Consider the following 14,639-nt stretch of genomic DNA (forward strand, 5'->3'; position numbering starts at 1 on the left):
TTCCGCGTCGCGTGTACTGTCGGACAGAGGTACGTGACAACCGGATTCCGAGAGCCACTGTAACGGGGGATTTTCGCGTCATGGGTCCCGGTCAGTTCCGTCCGACGGTATGAGTCAGCGTTTTGTACGGCTCGGTCGTCGGGCAGCCATGTTCGGCACCAGCGGCATCCGGGGACCGGTCGGCGAGGAGGTCACCGCGGCGCTCGCCCTCGACGTGGGGCGGGCGCTCGGCATCGACTGCGGGCGTGTCGCCGTCGGGCGCGACCCGCGCGCGAGCGGCCAATTCCTCATGGACGCGCTGACGGCCGGCCTGCGCGAGTCGGGTACCGACGTGCTGGATGCGGGGCTGGCGGCGACGCCGACCGTGGCCAGAGCGGTCGGCTGGCAGGATGCCGACGCCGGTGTGGCGGTGACGGCGAGTCACAACCCGGCACCGGACAACGGTCTCAAGCTCTGGCAGCCGAGCGGACAGGCCTTCGACGAGAGCCAACGCGAGGCAATCGCCCGGCGCGTGCGCGAGAGCGAGTCGGGCCTCGTCCCGTGGGACGAACTCGGCGAGCGAGTCGAAGTCGACGCGGGCGAGCGCCACCTCGATGCCCTCCGGGACGTGGATATCGACGGCTCGCCGTCGGTGGTCGTCGACCTCGGCAACGGTGCCGGCGGTCTCACGGTCGACGCCCTCCAAGCACTCGGCTGCGAGGTCGAGACGCTCAACGCCCAGCCCGACGGTGCCTTTCCGGGCCGACCGTCCGAACCCACAGCCGAGAACTGCGAGTCGCTGCGTGCGCTGGTCGCGGCGAGCGACGCCGAGGTGGGGCTGGCCCACGACGGCGACGCCGACCGCCTGCGCGCCGTGACCGATGAGGGGGATTTCATCCCGGGCGACGTGCTTTTGGCGCTGTTCGCCCGCGAGGCAGTCGCCGACAGCGACGTCGAGAGTCCACGCGTCGCCGCACCGGTCGACACGAGCCTCGCGGTCGACGACGCGCTCGCCCCGCAGGCGTCGGTCACACACACGAGAGTGGGCGACGTCTTCGTCGCCGAACGCGCCACCGAATCGGACGTGGTCTTCGGGGGCGAACCGAGCGGGGCGTGGATATGGCCCGCCCAAACGCTGTGCCCGGATGGCCCGCTCGCGGCCGTTCAGTTGGTAGCCCTCGCCGCTGACCGTCCGCTTTCCGAGCGCGTCGTCGAGGTCGATACCTACCCGATTCGCCGCGAGAGCGTCGAGGTAACGGACAAGAGCGGCGTGATGGCGCGCGTCGAGGAGCGCGTGCTCGCCGAGTACGACGACGTTCGAACGCTCGACGGCGTTCGCGTCGATTTCGACGACGGCTGGGTACTGGTGCGGGCGAGCGGGACCCAGCCCCTCGTGCGCATCACCGCCGAGGCGCGCGACGGCGAGCGCTGTGGGGAACTGTTCGCGGAAGCGAGCGCCATCGTCGAAACAGCGCGGGAAGAGTGAGCCGAATTCAGCTGCGACGCGTCGAGCGCGCCTGCCTGACGTCCGCGCCGTCGCGGATCTTGTCCTCACACTGGGGACAGACGCGTGGTTCGTCGATGCCGCTCGGGGTGAACACTCGCGCGTAGGCCGCCGTCACGAACGCACCACAGTTCTGGCATTCCGGCATGCAATGTGGTTTCGTGCCATCCAATATATAGGCGACGATACGCTCGCGCCCGGTCTGCCGGCTCTCGCACGACCGGACACTCGATGCGATTGCGTGCCGGTTGCGGTGGCGCGCGATGAATCCGGCCGAAGACCGGAGAGAGCGCGAGCTCTGCAACGGTCGGCGAATCGGAGATTCGCCTCAACGTCGGAAGGCCACAGTCCTTCCGAGATGACGAAAATCTTCGATTTTCGAAGCATGAGTGCAGGCTCGTCAGAACTGTGTTCTGACGGTGGATGAGTGAGAGAGCGAAGTCGTTCGAAAGGCACGCAGCGCCTTTCGTGATGACGAGACGCCTCCGACGTCTCGAACCACGAACGAACGACTCGGCTGAGGAGGTGTGTAGGTGGTGCGGTCGTGGGAAAGTGGCAGTCGAACACGGACGGCGGGCGAGCATGCCCGACGGTGAAAACTGAAGGGTGCTGTCGCTGGCCGTCCACAGTGTGAAAAATCGAGGGTTCGACCTTACAGGTCGCGCGGCTGAACGGTCTTGCGGTCGTTCTCGTCGGCGCGACGGGCGGCGTTTTCGAGCAGCGTCGAAACCTCCTCGTCGAGGGCATCGTAGAAGTCCGACGAGACGTTCATGTCACTCAGCTCGTCCTTGACGGCGGCTTTGACGATCAGGTCTGCCATACAGGACCGTTTTCAAAAGGATGCTTTATAAATATTCCCATAATCACTCGATATCGGCGCTCTCGAAGCGGTTCGCGTGGGCGAGCCGACAGGCTCGGCGTACACAGGCCGGTAAATATAATATTTGCAACCATTGTCGAAGCAACGGGGAGTAGTGCGTCCGGTCCCAAGCGGTTCCATGCACGAAACGCTGGCAGCGCTCGCGGCGGGCGACATCTCGGTGGCGACCGCCGAGGCGCGACTTGCGGGCTACGCCACCGGCGAGAGCGGGCGCTTCGACGCCGCCCGCGAGGGACGGAGCGGGGTGCCGGAGGCGGTGCTCGCCGACGGGAAAGGAGAGGAAGAAGTGGTCGAGCTGCTCGGACTCGCCCTCGAAACCACGGGCCGGGGACTGGCGACACGAATCGACGACGAGGCGGCCACGGTGGTGCAGGCACGACTCGGCGAGGAGTGGCCCGAGGCAGACATTAGCCACGAGGAGCGAGCGGGCGTCCTCCGGGCGTACACGGCGGACTACGAGCCTCCCAGCCTTGACGCCGTCGTCGGAGTCGTCACCGCGGGCACGGTCGATGCCGGCCCGGCGGGCGAGGCGGCGGCTATCGTCCGTGAGATGGGAGCCACCGTCGAGCGCTACGACGACGTCGGCGTCGCCGGCATCCATCGGTTACTCGACGAACTCGACGGGGTTCGGGAGGCGGACGTGCTCGTGGTCGCCGCCGGGCGCGAGGGGGCACTTCCTACTGTTCTCGCCGGTCTCGTCGACGTGCCGGTGATCGCCCTGCCCACCGCCTCGGGCTACGGCTATGGCGGAGAGGGCGAGGCCGCTCTGGCAGGGGCGCTCCAGTCGTGTACCGCGCTCACGACGGTGAACGTCGATGCGGGCTTCGTCGCGGGCGCACAGGCGGGGTTGATAGCGCGGGCGGTCGACGGGGCACGACAGTGAGCGAAACCGGTCGCGGGGAGTGCGGTCGTGCGCCGGCGATACCGCCACGGAAAGGGTATTTACCGCGTGAGGACCTAGTATTTCCACCGGCAAGAGGATTGCCAACACACCGCACAATGTCAGAATGTGACTACTGTGGCGAGCACGTCTCGGAACGCTTCGAGCGGGTGTTCGCCGACGAGCACGGGCGCTTGTTCGCCTGTCCCGGCTGTGCGGCCAACGCCGGCATCGCCGAGGCGGCCAAAGAGCGCGCGAAAAAGGCCTGAACGCCCCCATGAGCCACCACGTCTACATCATCGAGTGTAGCGACGGCACCCTCTACACCGGCTACACGACCGACGTCGAGCGCCGAGTCGGCGAGCACAACGCCGGCGAGGGAGCGAAATACACCCGTGGACGGACGCCCGTCGAATGTCGCCATACCGAGAAATTCGACGCGAAGGGGGCAGCACTCGCCCGCGAGCACGAAATCAAGCAGCTATCGCGCGAACGGAAGGAACGGCTGTGTGAGTGACGGGGTTTTTGGTCGCGGCGGCGACATCCGGAACATGGACGCCATCTCCTTCGGCACCGACGGCTGGCGGGCGACGCTTGAGACCTTCACCGCACCGCGCGTACGGATGGTCGGCCAAGCGGTCGCCACCCATCTCCGTGAAGCGGGCCACAGCGCGCCGGTGGCCGTCTGCTACGACGCCCGCGAGACTTCCAGGGGATTCGCCGAGGAACTCGCCCGCGTGCTCGCGGCCAACGGCTTCGATGTCCTTCTCCCCGAGCGCGACCGCCCGACGCCGCTGCTGGCGTGGGCCATCGACGAGCGCGGGCTGGCGGGCGGGCTGATGGTCACCGCCTCGCACAACCCCGCCGACTACAATGGCGTGAAGTTCATCCCCGACGACGGCGCGCCCGCCCTGCCCGAGATAACTGAAAGTATCGAGGCGAGCCTCGCCGAGCCGGAGCCGCTTCCCGAGGAGGAGTGGGGAACGGTTCGAGAGGTCGATTTCGTCGACTCGCACGCCGAGCACGCCCGCGACCTCACCGCCGAGTACGGAAGCGATACGCTCGACGGACTCGACATCGCCTACGACGCCATGCACGGCAGCGGTCGCGGCGTCACCGACGACCTCCTTTCCCGGGCGGGCGCGTCGGTCGAACGATTGCGCTGTGAGCGCCGGCCGGATTTCGGCGGCACACCGCCCGAGCCGAGCGCCGAACACCTTTCCGACCTCGAAGCGCGCGTCCGGGACGGCGAGGCGAGTTTGGGCATCGCCAACGACGGCGACGCCGACCGGCTCGCGGTCGTCACCCCGGAACGGGGCTACCTCGACGAGAACCTGTTTTTCGCCGCGCTGTACGACTACCTCCTCGAATCGGGTTCGGGTCCCGCGGTCCGAACCGTCTCGACGACGTTTCTCGTGGACAGGGTCGCCGAGGCCCACGACGAGGAAGTGGTCGAGACGGCGGTCGGGTTCAAGTGGGTCGCCCGGGCGATGGCCGAGCACGATGCGCTCGTGGGCGGCGAGGAGTCGGGCGGTTTTTCGATTCGAGGTCACGTCCGTGAGAAGGACGGCGTATTGGTGGCGCTGCTCGCGGCGGCCGCCGAGTACGAACAGTCCCTCGACGATCGGGTGGACCGACTGCTCGACGAACACGGCGCGATTCACCAGTCGAAAGTCAGCGTCGAGTGTCCCGAGAGCGAGAAAACGCGCGTGCTCGACGAGTTGGAGGGTGAACTACCCGAGCGGGTCGCGGGCGAGTCGGTAGCGGAGGTAGTCACCGAGGACGGGTTCAAAATCCTGCTCGACAGCGGTGGCTGGCTGCTCGTCCGGCCCAGCGGTACCGAACCCGTCCTGCGAGTCTATGCCGAGGCCGAAAGCCAACGGCGCGTCGAGGAGCTGCTCGCGGCCGGTCGGGAGTTGGTCGAGCCGCTCGTCTGAACGCGGCGAGCGTTCGGACCACCCACGAAAGAGTGTAGTCCGTACGGCTGCTCGAGCACCCATGACTGGCGACCGCGTGACGGTCTCGTTGGACGAGGACGCGAGTGCCGCCCTCGAAACCCTCACCGACCGCACCGAGGACGGCCAGAGCGAACTCGTTCGACGGGCGCTCACGTTCTATGCCGCGAACTTCGAGGCCGCAACGGCCGACGCGAGTGCGAACCTCGACGCCTACCACCGGATGCTCGCCGGGGGCGAGCACATCCTCCTCGACGTGGATTTCCTGCACTGCTTTCTCGACCACGTCGAGGACGACAGGGACGAGCGCGACACCGATTTTCTGGCGTGTATCGACCGGGTCGCAGCGTATCACGCCAGCGAATACGACAAGCGCTTTTCGAACCTCGGCGAGCTGCTCGATTGGCTGTCGTTCTGTGGCTTTCTCACGGTTCGCGAGACCACCGAAGACACCTATCACGTCGTCTTTCCGAGCGAGTCGATGAAGTGGTTCATGCTGCGGTTCATCGACGGGTCGACCACGACTCTCGGGTTCGATATCGATATCGACGAGGGCGTCGCGAAGGTACTGTTCACCGAACGCCGGGAGTGAGCATCGAAACCGATGCCTGCCAATCGAACATCGCAGCAGTTCATACGGCTGCATACCGTATGCACACCGTTCACAGCAACCCTTTTGTCTCGTTGTGTGTGGTAAACTATCGTGAGGTAGATTGTCAATGGGACTCATACAGCGATTGCGGACAATCGGTCCGGGAGCGATGGTCGCGGCGGCCTTTATCGGTCCCGGCACCGTAACGACTGCGAGCGTGACGGGCGCACGCTTCGGCTATGCGCTGGTCTGGACGCTCGCCTTCTCGATACTGGCAACCATCGTCCTCCAGGAGATGAGCGCACGCCTCGGTCTCGTCTCCCGCGAGGGGCTCGGCGAGGCGTTGCGCGAGCAGTTCGATAGCCCGCTCGCCAAGTGGGGGTCGATCATCCTTGTGGTTGCCGCCATCGGGGCCGGCACGGCCGCCTACGAGGCCGGAAACATCCTGGGTGGCGCAGCCGGCCTAGAGACCATCACCGGCGTGAGTTCGACGATTTGGGGCGTCCTCATGGGAGTCGTGGCCGGGGCGCTCCTCTATACGGGCAAATACGAGCTTATCGAGCGTGCGCTCGTCGGGTTGGTCGGTATCATGGCGATCTCCTTTCTCGTATCGGCAGCGCTCATCGGCCCGGATTTCGGTGCGCTCGCGGCCGGGTTCGTCCCGACGATTCCCGACGGGTCGGTCTTTCTCATCACGGGACTCATCGGCACGACGGTCGTCGGCTACAACCTGTTTCTGCACGCGAGCAACGTCCAAGAGCGCTGGAGCGGGCCGGCAGAGCTATCCGACTGCCGGACCGACACCGTGCTGTCGATACTCACCGGCGGCCTCATCACCATCGCCGTGCTCGTGACGGCGGCCGCGGCGTTCCCGACCGGCACCGAGATATCGAACGTCGGGCGGATGGCCGAGCAGCTCCGACCGATTGCCGGCCCGTACGCGACGCTGTTTTTCAGTATCGGACTGTTCGCGGCTGGCTTTACGAGCGCCACGACCGCCCCGCTTGCGGGAGCCTACGCCACGGCGGGCGCGCTCGGCTGGGACACCGACCTCTCCGCGACCCGGTTTCGGGCAGTGTGGGCCGTCATTCTCCTCGTCGGCGTCTCGTCGGTCTGGCTCGGCGGCAGCCCCGTCGAAATCATCGTGTTCGCCCAGGTCGTCAACGGGATTCTCCTGCCGATTATCGCGGTCTTCCTCATCATCGCCATGAACACGGACACGCTCCTCGGCGAGTACACCAACGGGACGGTGTCGAACGTCCTCGGTGGTATCGTCACGATAGTCGTCGTGTGGCTCGGCATCCGGACGCTGCTTACGGTGACGGGGGTGGTCTGAATGGGTGCTGATATCCCTCCCGACAGCGACGCGCGCCTCGGCGTCGATGTCGGCGGCACGTTCACGGACGTGGTGTTGTTGACTGGCGACGAACTCACCACCGCGAAGGTGCCGAGTACCGCAGACCAGAGCGTCGGCGTCATCGAGGGCATCGAGAAAGCCTGCGCCGAGGCCGATATTGGTCCCGAGGACATCGACTCGTTTACTCATGGAATGACCGTCTCGGTCAACGCACTCTTAGAAGCGTCGGGTGCAAAGACGGCGCTCGTCACGACCGATGGCTTCGGCGACGTGCTCGAAATCGGCCGCCAGGACCGCCCCGCGCTGTACGACCTCGACGCCGAAAAGCCGACGCCGCTGGTCCCTCGCGGGCGACGACACGAACTCACAGAGCGCGCGACCGTCGACGGCATCGAGACGCCAATCGACGACGAGGACGTGCGAGCGCTCGCCTGCAACCTCGACGACGATATCGAGTCCGTCGCGGTCTGTCTGCTCCATGCCTACGCCCACCCCGACAACGAACGCCGCGTCGCCGAGGTCCTCCGCGAGGAGTGCAACGCCCACGTTTCGGTCTCCCACGAGGTGCTCGCCGAGTTCCGCGAGTACGAACGCACCGCGACGACGGTCGCCGATGCGTACGTCACGCCGGCCATCGACAGCTACATGGGCCGACTCGAAACACGTGCCGAGGAGTTGGGAATCCCCACACCGCGCGTGATGCAATCCAATGGCGGTATCGCCGACCCGGAGACCGTGCGCGAAAACGCGGTTACAACTGTCCTGTCGGGACCCGCCGCGGGCGTCGTCGGGGCCGACACGACCGCTGCTACCCACGCGGACGACCTGGAGGGACTCATCACCTTCGACATGGGCGGGACCTCCTCGGACGTGAGCCTCGTCCGCGACGGCGAGGTCGAACGCACGACCGACGCCACGGTCGGCGGTCGTCCGGTCGGCGTGCCGATGGTCGACATCACGACCGTGGGTGCCGGCGGCGGCTCGATTGCGTGGGTCGATTCGGGTGGCGCGCTGCGCGTCGGTCCCGAAAGCGCCGGCGCTGACCCCGGTCCCGCCTGTTACGGGCGCGGCGGAACGACGCCGACGGTCACGGACGCGAACGTCGTGCTCGGGTATATCGGCGGGAGTTCCGCACTGGGTGGCGAACTCGAACTCGACGAAACGGCCGCTTACGACGCGCTCGCCGACCTCGCGACCGAAGCGGGTCTCGGCGGTCCGATGGAGGCCGCACGCGGCGTCTATCGCGTTGCGAACGCGACGATGACCCGCGCGATTCGCTCGATTACCGTCGAGCGCGGTCACGACCCGCGGCGGTTCGGTCTCGTCGCCTTCGGCGGTGCCGGACCGATGCACGCGACCGCGCTCGCCGACGCCCTCGACATCGGGCGGGTCGTCGTGCCGCGTGCCTGCGGCGTGCTATCGGCGTACGGGCTGCTGGCAGCCGATGAGAAACACGACGCCGTCCAGACCTATCGAACGTCGCTCGCCGACCTCGACGTCGATGCGGTCGAGGACGCGTATGACGAGCTCGCAGAACGTGTTCGAGCGGACGCATCGGACCCGGACGCCGCTCGTATCGAGCGGGCAGCTGACTGTCGGTACGCGGGCCAGAGCTTCGAACTCACGGTACCCGCAGGTGAGCCCATCGACCCGGCGGCGCTCGAAGAGCGCTTCCAGGCGGCCCACGAGAGCGCCTACGGCTATCGGATGGACGACGCGGTCGAACTCGTGACGCTGCGGACGACCGCGGCCATCGAGCGCGAGCGCTCGACGCCGTCCTACGCCGGCGAGGGGGGACCACGGAAGGGGCAACGGGAGGCGATGTTCGGCGACGAGCGCCACGAGACGTCCGTCTACGTCCGCGAAGCGCTCCCGGCCGACCGCGAACTGACCGGACCGGCGATTTGCGAAGGAAATGAGAGTACCGTCGTCGTGCCGCCGTCGTGGAGCGGAATAGTTGGAAGCGACGGAACGCTCGTTCTCGAAGTCGGTGATAGAGCATGAATGACAATAAATCGGGCCTCGATGCAGTGACGCTCGAAATCATCCGCAACCAACTGGAGGGCGTCGCCGAGGAGATGGGCGAGGTGCTCATCACGAGCGCGTACTCGCCGAACATCAAGGAGCGCCGTGACTGCTCGACGGCGCTGTTCGACTCGACTGGGCGGCTCGTCGCACAGGCCGAACACATCCCCGTACATCTCGGCGCGATGCCCGAGGCGGTCGATGCCGTCCTCGACGAGAACCCCCATCCAGGGGACGTGTTCGTGCTCAACGACCCATTCGCCGGCGGGACACACCTCCCGGACATCACAACGGTGTCACCCATCTCGCTCGACGAAAACGACGAGAACGGGGACATCATCGGCTATGCGGTCTCGCGTGCCCACCACGCGGACGTCGGCGGGATGACACCCGGAAGCATGCCGGCCGGCGCGCGCGACATCCACCAAGAGGGGCTTCGACTCCCGCCGACGCGACTCGTCGAAAGCGGCGAGATAAACGCCGACGTGCGGGAGTTGATCCTCGCGAACGTCCGGAACGAGCGCGAGCGCTGGGCGGACCTGCGTGCCCAACTCGCGGCCAACGAACGCGGCGGCGAGCGCCTCCGCTCACTGCTCACAGAGCACGGCCGCGACGAACTGCTCGGGGCGTTCGATGCGGTCATCGACTACTCGCGCGAGCGCGTCGCAAGCGAACTCGCTGCACTCCCCGATGGAACGTGGGAAGCCAGCGATGTCCTCGAAGGCGACGGCGTGACCGACGCGGACATCCCCATCGAGGTGGCCGTCGAACTCGACGGCGGGCAAGTGAGGGTTGATTTCGCGGGCACAGCGAGACAGGTCGCGGGCAACCTGAACGCGCCGCTGGCGGTGGCCAAAAGCGCCGTCTATTTCGTCGTCCGATGCGTGACTGACCCCGAAATCCCGCCGAATCAGGGGTGTTACGAACCAATCGAGGTCCGCGTGCCGTCGGGGTCGCTATTGAACCCCGATGCACCCGCGGCGGTCGTCGGCGGCAACGTCGAGACGAGCCAGCGCGTGACCGACGTCACCTTCGCCGCGCTCGCCGACGCCGCGCCCGATGTGGTGCCGGCGGGCGGACAGGGCACGATGAACAACCTGACCATCGGTGGGCGAACGGATGGGGGGAACTCGACCGGCGAGGAGTTCTCCTACTACGAGACCATCGGCGGTGGCTTCGGCGCACGGCCCGAAAAGGACGGGATGGACGGCGTCCAAGTCGGGATGACGAACACGCTGAATACACCTGTGGAAGCGCTCGAAGCGGCCTATCCCCTCTCCGTCGAACGCTATGCGCTGCGACCGGACAGCGGCGGGGCTGGACGCTATCGCGGTGGGTTGGGCATCGAGCGCTCGGTGACGCTCGGCACCGACGCGACCGTCTCGTTGCTCACCGAACGCCGCCGAACCGCCCCGCGTGGCATCGCCGGCGGCGCGGACGGCGCGACCGGCGAGAACCTCATCGGTGGCGAGGAAGTTCCGGCGAAGACGACCCGCGAGGTCGACGCCGGCACGACGGTGACCGTCCGGACGCCGGGCGGCGGCGGTCACGGCGACCTTGACGAGCGCGACGCGGCGCTCGCAGAGCGCGACCGTACGGACGGCAAGACGGACACGGAGGAGCGGTCATGAACGGCTGGCGCGCCCGTATCGGTCTCGTCGTCCCCTCATCGAACACGACCGCCGAGCCGGAGCTTTCGAGAGTTACTCCGGCGGGCGTGAGCGTGCACGCCGCCCGGATGCCGCTTGAGGACGTCACGGCCGACGACCTCGATGCGATGGCCGACCGCGCGGTCGAGTGTGCGGAGCTACTGAGCCACGCCGATATCGATGTGGTGGCCTACGGCTGTACGACCGGCAGCCTGCTGCACGGACACGGTTTCGACGCCGAACTGGAAGCGACAATCGAGGCGACGGCCGACTGTCCGGCGGTGGCGACCGCGCTCTCGGTCGAGCGGGCACTCGACGCGCTCGACTGCCAGCGCATCGCTCTCGCAACGCCGTACGTCGAGGACCTCACGCGGCGCGAAGTCGCGTATCTCGAAGCGAGCGGCCACGAGGTCGTCGCCGTCGACGGGCGAGAGGTCGAGGCGAACACCGACATCGGCTCGCTCGCGCCCGAAGACGCCTACCGACAGGTCAAAGCGCTGCTCGCCGACGCCGAACCAGACGGTGTCTTCGTCTCGTGTACGAACTATCCGTCCCTCTCGGTGGTGGAAGCACTCGAACGTGACTGCGGACTCCCGGTCGTCACCAGCAACGCAGCCACGGTCTGGGATGCGCTGCGGACGGTCGACGTCGACGCCGGCGGCCTTCCCGGTCGATTGGCCGGTCTCGGGAAGTATAGGGATTAGCAGCCAAGCTCATAGCTCCCTTCCGTCGGCCGGTTTAGCTGTCGTCGCTTTCGCCGGGCTTGATGCACGAATATCGCTGCTAATCCTATAGTCGGTGTGCGCTACTCGGTTTCAGGACGGGTTCGGTTCCGGTCCCCGGTAGGCGAGCACGGCTCCGACGGCGACGATCAAGAGCGCATAGCCGAATGCGGCCACGTAGCCCTCCGTTTGTTCGATGAGAAACCCCGTGACGACGGGCGCGGTGAACGACCCCAACGAGCACATCATCGTCAGCGCCGCGAGCGCCGTCGCACCGACCGTCGGGTCGACCAGTTCCTGGACATAGGTATAGAGAATGCCGATACCGAGTTGGACGAACAGGCCCGCGAGGACGAGGCAGACCACGAGGACGGCGAGGACCTCCGAGAGAGCGATGACGGCGACCAGGGGGAGTGCAGCGCCGAACGCGACGGTCACGAGCGGTCGACGGCGCTGGGTCAGGAACCAATCGGAGATGAAGCCGCTCCCGCTTCGCGAAAGGACTCCCATCGCGGGGAAGGCCGCCACCAGTATGCCGCTGGCCGCAAGCGACAGCCCCAGCTGGTCGGTGAGGTACGTCGGCATCCACGAGTTGAAGAACACGTACACCGAGTAGGCAAGAAACCCCATCACGGCGACCGATTGCACGTGGCTGTTCGTGAGGACGTGCCGGAAATCCGCAAGGCGTGGCGGGGAGCTTTCGTCGCTCCGAGCGGGAGCGTGACGGCTCGTCACCCAGAACAGGCCGCCGGCGAGGGCGGCCGGGACGGCGAAGACACCGAACGGGACCGTCCAACCCAGTTGTGAGGCGAGCAGCGATCCCGAAAGCTGTCCGACGGCGAAGCCGGCGGGTGCGCTCGTGGTGAAAACGCCGATTGCGGTCGCCTGCGTGGCTGGGTCGAACGTCCGGCCGATGAGGTTCATACACCCCGTCCAGATGATGGGAAAGGTGACTCCCCCGAGCGCTCGGGCTGCGAGCAGCGACCAGTACGACCCCGTTCGGGCTGCGGACCATCCCCAGAGACACGAAACGACCAACGCGCCGGCGGCGATGGTGATCGCCCGACGGTTGTCCACCCGGTCGAGCGCGATGCCGGCGGGGACGCTCGCGATGACACCGACGCCGAACATCACACTCACGATCCAGCTCGCGGCCGTCGAGCTGATCGACAGCTGTGCGGCAATGATCGAGAAGAAGCTGGCGGGCACGATGATGTAGGCGTTCAGAACGGCGGCAAGCAACCAGCCGCCGCCGACGAGAAGCCACTTTCTGTTCATGTACCACCGACCAGCAGCCGGTTGGAGGAGGGCACTCGTGTCACCGTTCGATGGGCATTCGTAGTCGAGACTGCGATGGGAGTTCTCTCTCGCTCGACGGTATTGAGACCCGTGGTCGAGACCGGTCGCCTCGAACGCCAACAGGTCACCGTCGTGGGCCACCGCAGTCACGCCGTCCGCGAAATCGGTCCGGTTCGTCGGTCGGTTCGATATCGAACCCGAGCGCGTCGTAAAACGAGCGGGTTCGGCGGTCGAACTCGGCGGACAGAGCATCAGTGGTCGACGCGGCGGCGCACTCAACCAGTCGCCGGCCGACGCCCTGCCCGCGCCGTCGCCGACGGACGGCGATGGCGTCGATTCTCTCGCCATCGAGAACGCATGCACCGAGCACCCGCCCGTCCGTGACGGCAACGAACACCGTGCCCGCGTCGATGCGCTCGCGAACGCTCTCGGCATCGACCGCGAGCGACGCCCCATCCAGAACGTTCATGACAGCCGGGAGGTCGGTCGGTCGCGCGGTGCGGGTCTCCACGGTTCAGCCGCCCTTGATGAGTCTGAGCACGCGCACCGAGTCGGCGTCGACCGCCTCGTCGGCCGGAACCGGCTGGCCGTTCCGGAGGACCGTCGCCTCGTGGCGGCTCAGCCCCACCGCGTCGAGCAGGTCGCCGTAGGTCCCCTCGACGGTGAGTTCGTGTGTCTCACCGCCGACGATATCGACCGTAACCATAGTAGTACGAATCGGTGGGCGGGTTTCAGTATGTCGTCCGCGCGTGACTGCCGTCGGTCTCGGGTGGCTTAAGAGTCGGCCGGTCGTCGTGTGGCCATGAGCGAGGCAAGCGAATCGGGGGGCCGGGGCGAGATTTGGATCGAGAAATACCGCCCGGCGACGCTCGCGGCGGTCGCCGGACAGGACGACATCACCGAGCGCCTGCGGAGCTACGTCGCACGGGACGACCTGCCCCATCTGCTCTTTTCGGGACCCGCGGGCGTCGGGAAGACGACCTCGGCGATGGCCATCGCCCGCGAGGTCTACGGCGAGGACTGGCGCGACAATTTCCTCGAACTCAACGCGAGCGACGAGCGCGGCATCGACGTCGTGCGCGACCGCATCAAGAACTTCGCGCGGACGAGTTTCGGCGGCTACGACTACCGGGTCATCTTCCTCGACGAGGCCGACGCGCTCACGAGCGACGCCCAGTCCGCGCTGCGTCGGACGATGGAGCAGTTCGCGGGCAACACCCGCTTCATCCTCTCGTGTAACTACTCGAATCAGATCATCGACCCGATTCAGTCTCGCTGTGCGGTCTTCCGGTTCGGGCCACTGCCCGAGGCGGCAGTTTCCGAGTACGTCGAATACATCGCGGGCGAGGAAGGTATCGAGATAACTGATGACGGCGTGGATGCCCTCGTGTACGCTGCCGACGGCGACATGCGCAAGGCCATCAACGGGTTGCAGGCTGCCGCGACGACTGGCGAGACCGTCGACGACGAGGCGGTGTACGCCATCACGGCCGCCGCACGCCCCGAGGAGATCGAGGCGATGGTCCAGCACGCCATCGTGGGCGATTTCACCGCTGCGCGCGCGAAACTCGACGACCTGCTCACCGACTGGGGTCTCGGCGGCGGCGACGTCATCGACCAACTGCACCGCTCGGCGTGGGAGTTCGACCTCGACGACCGGGCGACCGTGCGGCTGCTCGAACGGGTGGGCGAAACCGATTATCGCATCACGCAGGGTGCGAACGAACGCCTCCAACTCGAAGCGCTGCTCGCCTCGCTCGCGCTTGAGGCGGAGTGAGGCCGAACTGAACGACGCCA

The 14,639-nt window shown here is 66.8% G+C and carries 16 protein-coding genes; 11 read left to right on the top strand and 5 right to left on the bottom strand.

Annotation, left to right across the window (positions count from 1 at the left end; genetic code table 11):
• Positions 1–148: 148 nt before the first annotated feature.
• Positions 149–1,465: a phosphoglucosamine mutase gene (gene glmM / locus ACQUQO_RS08645; protein WP_435077579.1), complete on the top strand. Its 1,317-nt coding sequence runs from the start codon at positions 149–151 to the stop codon at positions 1,463–1,465.
• Positions 1,466–1,472: 7 nt separating this feature from the next.
• On the opposite strand, the gene ACQUQO_RS08650 is transcribed toward glmM, so the two are convergent.
• Positions 1,473–1,631, bottom strand: coding sequence for a DUF7563 family protein (locus ACQUQO_RS08650; protein ID WP_004051749.1), 159 nt, complete (start codon positions 1,629–1,631; stop codon positions 1,473–1,475).
• Between the two features lie 504 nt (positions 1,632–2,135).
• Positions 2,136–2,303 carry a DNA-binding protein gene (locus ACQUQO_RS08655; protein ID WP_049997932.1) on the bottom strand — a complete coding sequence of 56 codons (168 nt, stop codon included), beginning with the start codon at positions 2,301–2,303 and terminating at the stop codon, positions 2,136–2,138.
• 178 nt (positions 2,304–2,481) lie between these two features.
• Here ACQUQO_RS08655 and larB point away from each other — a divergent pair, with 178 nt between their 5' ends.
• The 9 genes from larB (at position 2,482) to ACQUQO_RS08700 (ending at position 11,525) form a co-directional block, all read left to right on the top strand.
• Positions 2,482–3,246 (top strand): nickel pincer cofactor biosynthesis protein LarB, encoded by a 765-nt coding sequence (gene larB / locus ACQUQO_RS08660; protein WP_435077580.1) that lies wholly within the window; start codon positions 2,482–2,484, stop codon positions 3,244–3,246.
• A gap of 116 nt (positions 3,247–3,362) precedes the next feature.
• Entirely contained in the window at positions 3,363–3,512 is a 150-nt protein-coding gene (locus ACQUQO_RS08665; RefSeq protein WP_435077581.1) for a DUF7563 family protein, read from the top strand.
• 8 nt (positions 3,513–3,520) lie between these two features.
• Positions 3,521–3,760 carry a GIY-YIG nuclease family protein gene (locus tag ACQUQO_RS08670; RefSeq protein ID WP_435077582.1) on the top strand — a complete coding sequence of 80 codons (240 nt, stop codon included), beginning with the start codon at positions 3,521–3,523 and terminating at the stop codon, positions 3,758–3,760.
• Positions 3,761–3,794: 34 nt separating this feature from the next.
• Positions 3,795–5,180 carry a phosphoglucomutase/phosphomannomutase family protein gene (locus ACQUQO_RS08675; protein ID WP_435077618.1) on the top strand — a complete coding sequence of 462 codons (1,386 nt, stop codon included), beginning with the start codon at positions 3,795–3,797 and terminating at the stop codon, positions 5,178–5,180.
• A gap of 61 nt (positions 5,181–5,241) precedes the next feature.
• Positions 5,242–5,790, top strand: coding sequence for a ribbon-helix-helix protein, CopG family (locus ACQUQO_RS08680; RefSeq protein WP_435077583.1), 549 nt, complete (start codon positions 5,242–5,244; stop codon positions 5,788–5,790).
• Between the two features lie 127 nt (positions 5,791–5,917).
• Positions 5,918–7,126, top strand: a complete 1,209-nt coding sequence (locus ACQUQO_RS08685) for an Nramp family divalent metal transporter (protein WP_435077584.1) — start codon at positions 5,918–5,920, stop codon at positions 7,124–7,126.
• Entirely contained in the window at positions 7,127–9,151 is a 2,025-nt protein-coding gene (locus ACQUQO_RS08690; RefSeq protein WP_435077585.1) for a hydantoinase/oxoprolinase family protein, read from the top strand.
• Positions 9,148–10,803, top strand: coding sequence for a hydantoinase B/oxoprolinase family protein (locus ACQUQO_RS08695; protein ID WP_435077586.1), 1,656 nt, complete (start codon positions 9,148–9,150; stop codon positions 10,801–10,803). The genes ACQUQO_RS08690 and ACQUQO_RS08695 overlap by 4 nt, the downstream gene beginning before the upstream one ends.
• Entirely contained in the window at positions 10,800–11,525 is a 726-nt protein-coding gene (locus ACQUQO_RS08700) for a maleate cis-trans isomerase family protein (protein ID WP_435077587.1), read from the top strand. The genes ACQUQO_RS08695 and ACQUQO_RS08700 overlap by 4 nt, the downstream gene beginning before the upstream one ends.
• A 111-nt stretch (positions 11,526–11,636) precedes the next feature.
• Here the strand turns inward: ACQUQO_RS08700 and ACQUQO_RS08705 are convergent, their stop codons facing one another.
• The 3 genes from ACQUQO_RS08705 to samp2 are packed head-to-tail and all read right to left on the bottom strand — an operon-like array spanning position 11,637 to position 13,548.
• On the bottom strand, positions 11,637–12,983 hold the full coding sequence (locus ACQUQO_RS08705; protein ID WP_435077588.1) for an MFS transporter: 1,347 nt from the start codon (positions 12,981–12,983) through the stop codon (positions 11,637–11,639).
• The gene (locus tag ACQUQO_RS08710) at positions 12,967–13,353 is read right to left on the bottom strand and encodes a GNAT family N-acetyltransferase (RefSeq protein ID WP_435077589.1); all 387 of its coding nucleotides are present in this window, start codon (positions 13,351–13,353) and stop codon (positions 12,967–12,969) included. The genes ACQUQO_RS08705 and ACQUQO_RS08710 overlap by 17 nt, the downstream gene beginning before the upstream one ends.
• 3 nt (positions 13,354–13,356) lie before the next feature.
• On the bottom strand, positions 13,357–13,548 hold the full coding sequence (gene samp2 / locus ACQUQO_RS08715; RefSeq protein ID WP_435077590.1) for a ubiquitin-like small modifier protein SAMP2: 192 nt from the start codon (positions 13,546–13,548) through the stop codon (positions 13,357–13,359).
• Positions 13,549–13,644: 96 nt separating this feature from the next.
• Between samp2 and ACQUQO_RS08720 the strand changes: the two genes are divergently transcribed.
• Positions 13,645–14,619: a replication factor C small subunit gene (locus ACQUQO_RS08720; RefSeq protein ID WP_435077591.1), complete on the top strand. Its 975-nt coding sequence runs from the start codon at positions 13,645–13,647 to the stop codon at positions 14,617–14,619.
• The last annotated feature ends 20 nt before the right edge of the window (positions 14,620–14,639 follow it).

The organism is Halococcus sp. AFM35, assembly GCF_051195015.1.
Classification (GTDB): Archaea; Halobacteriota; Halobacteria; order Halobacteriales; family Halococcaceae; genus Halococcus.

Excerpts from the sequence above, each read along its gene's own strand:
- glmM (WP_435077579.1), top strand. The coding sequence starts at position 149 with ATGTTCGGCACCAGCGGCATCCGGGGACCGGTCGGCGAGGAGGTCACC.
- ACQUQO_RS08650 (WP_004051749.1), bottom strand. The coding sequence starts at position 1,631 with ATGCCGGAATGCCAGAACTGTGGTGCGTTCGTGACGGCGGCCTACGCG.
- ACQUQO_RS08655 (WP_049997932.1), bottom strand. The coding sequence starts at position 2,303 with ATGGCAGACCTGATCGTCAAAGCCGCCGTCAAGGACGAGCTGAGTGAC.
- larB (WP_435077580.1), top strand. The coding sequence starts at position 2,482 with ATGCACGAAACGCTGGCAGCGCTCGCGGCGGGCGACATCTCGGTGGCG.
- ACQUQO_RS08665 (WP_435077581.1), top strand. The coding sequence starts at position 3,363 with ATGTCAGAATGTGACTACTGTGGCGAGCACGTCTCGGAACGCTTCGAG.
- ACQUQO_RS08670 (WP_435077582.1), top strand. The coding sequence starts at position 3,521 with ATGAGCCACCACGTCTACATCATCGAGTGTAGCGACGGCACCCTCTAC.
- ACQUQO_RS08675 (WP_435077618.1), top strand. The coding sequence starts at position 3,795 with ATGGACGCCATCTCCTTCGGCACCGACGGCTGGCGGGCGACGCTTGAG.
- ACQUQO_RS08680 (WP_435077583.1), top strand. The coding sequence starts at position 5,242 with ATGACTGGCGACCGCGTGACGGTCTCGTTGGACGAGGACGCGAGTGCC.
- ACQUQO_RS08685 (WP_435077584.1), top strand. The coding sequence starts at position 5,918 with ATGGGACTCATACAGCGATTGCGGACAATCGGTCCGGGAGCGATGGTC.
- ACQUQO_RS08690 (WP_435077585.1), top strand. The coding sequence starts at position 7,127 with ATGGGTGCTGATATCCCTCCCGACAGCGACGCGCGCCTCGGCGTCGAT.
- ACQUQO_RS08695 (WP_435077586.1), top strand. The coding sequence starts at position 9,148 with ATGAATGACAATAAATCGGGCCTCGATGCAGTGACGCTCGAAATCATC.
- ACQUQO_RS08700 (WP_435077587.1), top strand. The coding sequence starts at position 10,800 with ATGAACGGCTGGCGCGCCCGTATCGGTCTCGTCGTCCCCTCATCGAAC.
- samp2 (WP_435077590.1), bottom strand. The coding sequence starts at position 13,548 with ATGGTTACGGTCGATATCGTCGGCGGTGAGACACACGAACTCACCGTC.
- ACQUQO_RS08720 (WP_435077591.1), top strand. The coding sequence starts at position 13,645 with ATGAGCGAGGCAAGCGAATCGGGGGGCCGGGGCGAGATTTGGATCGAG.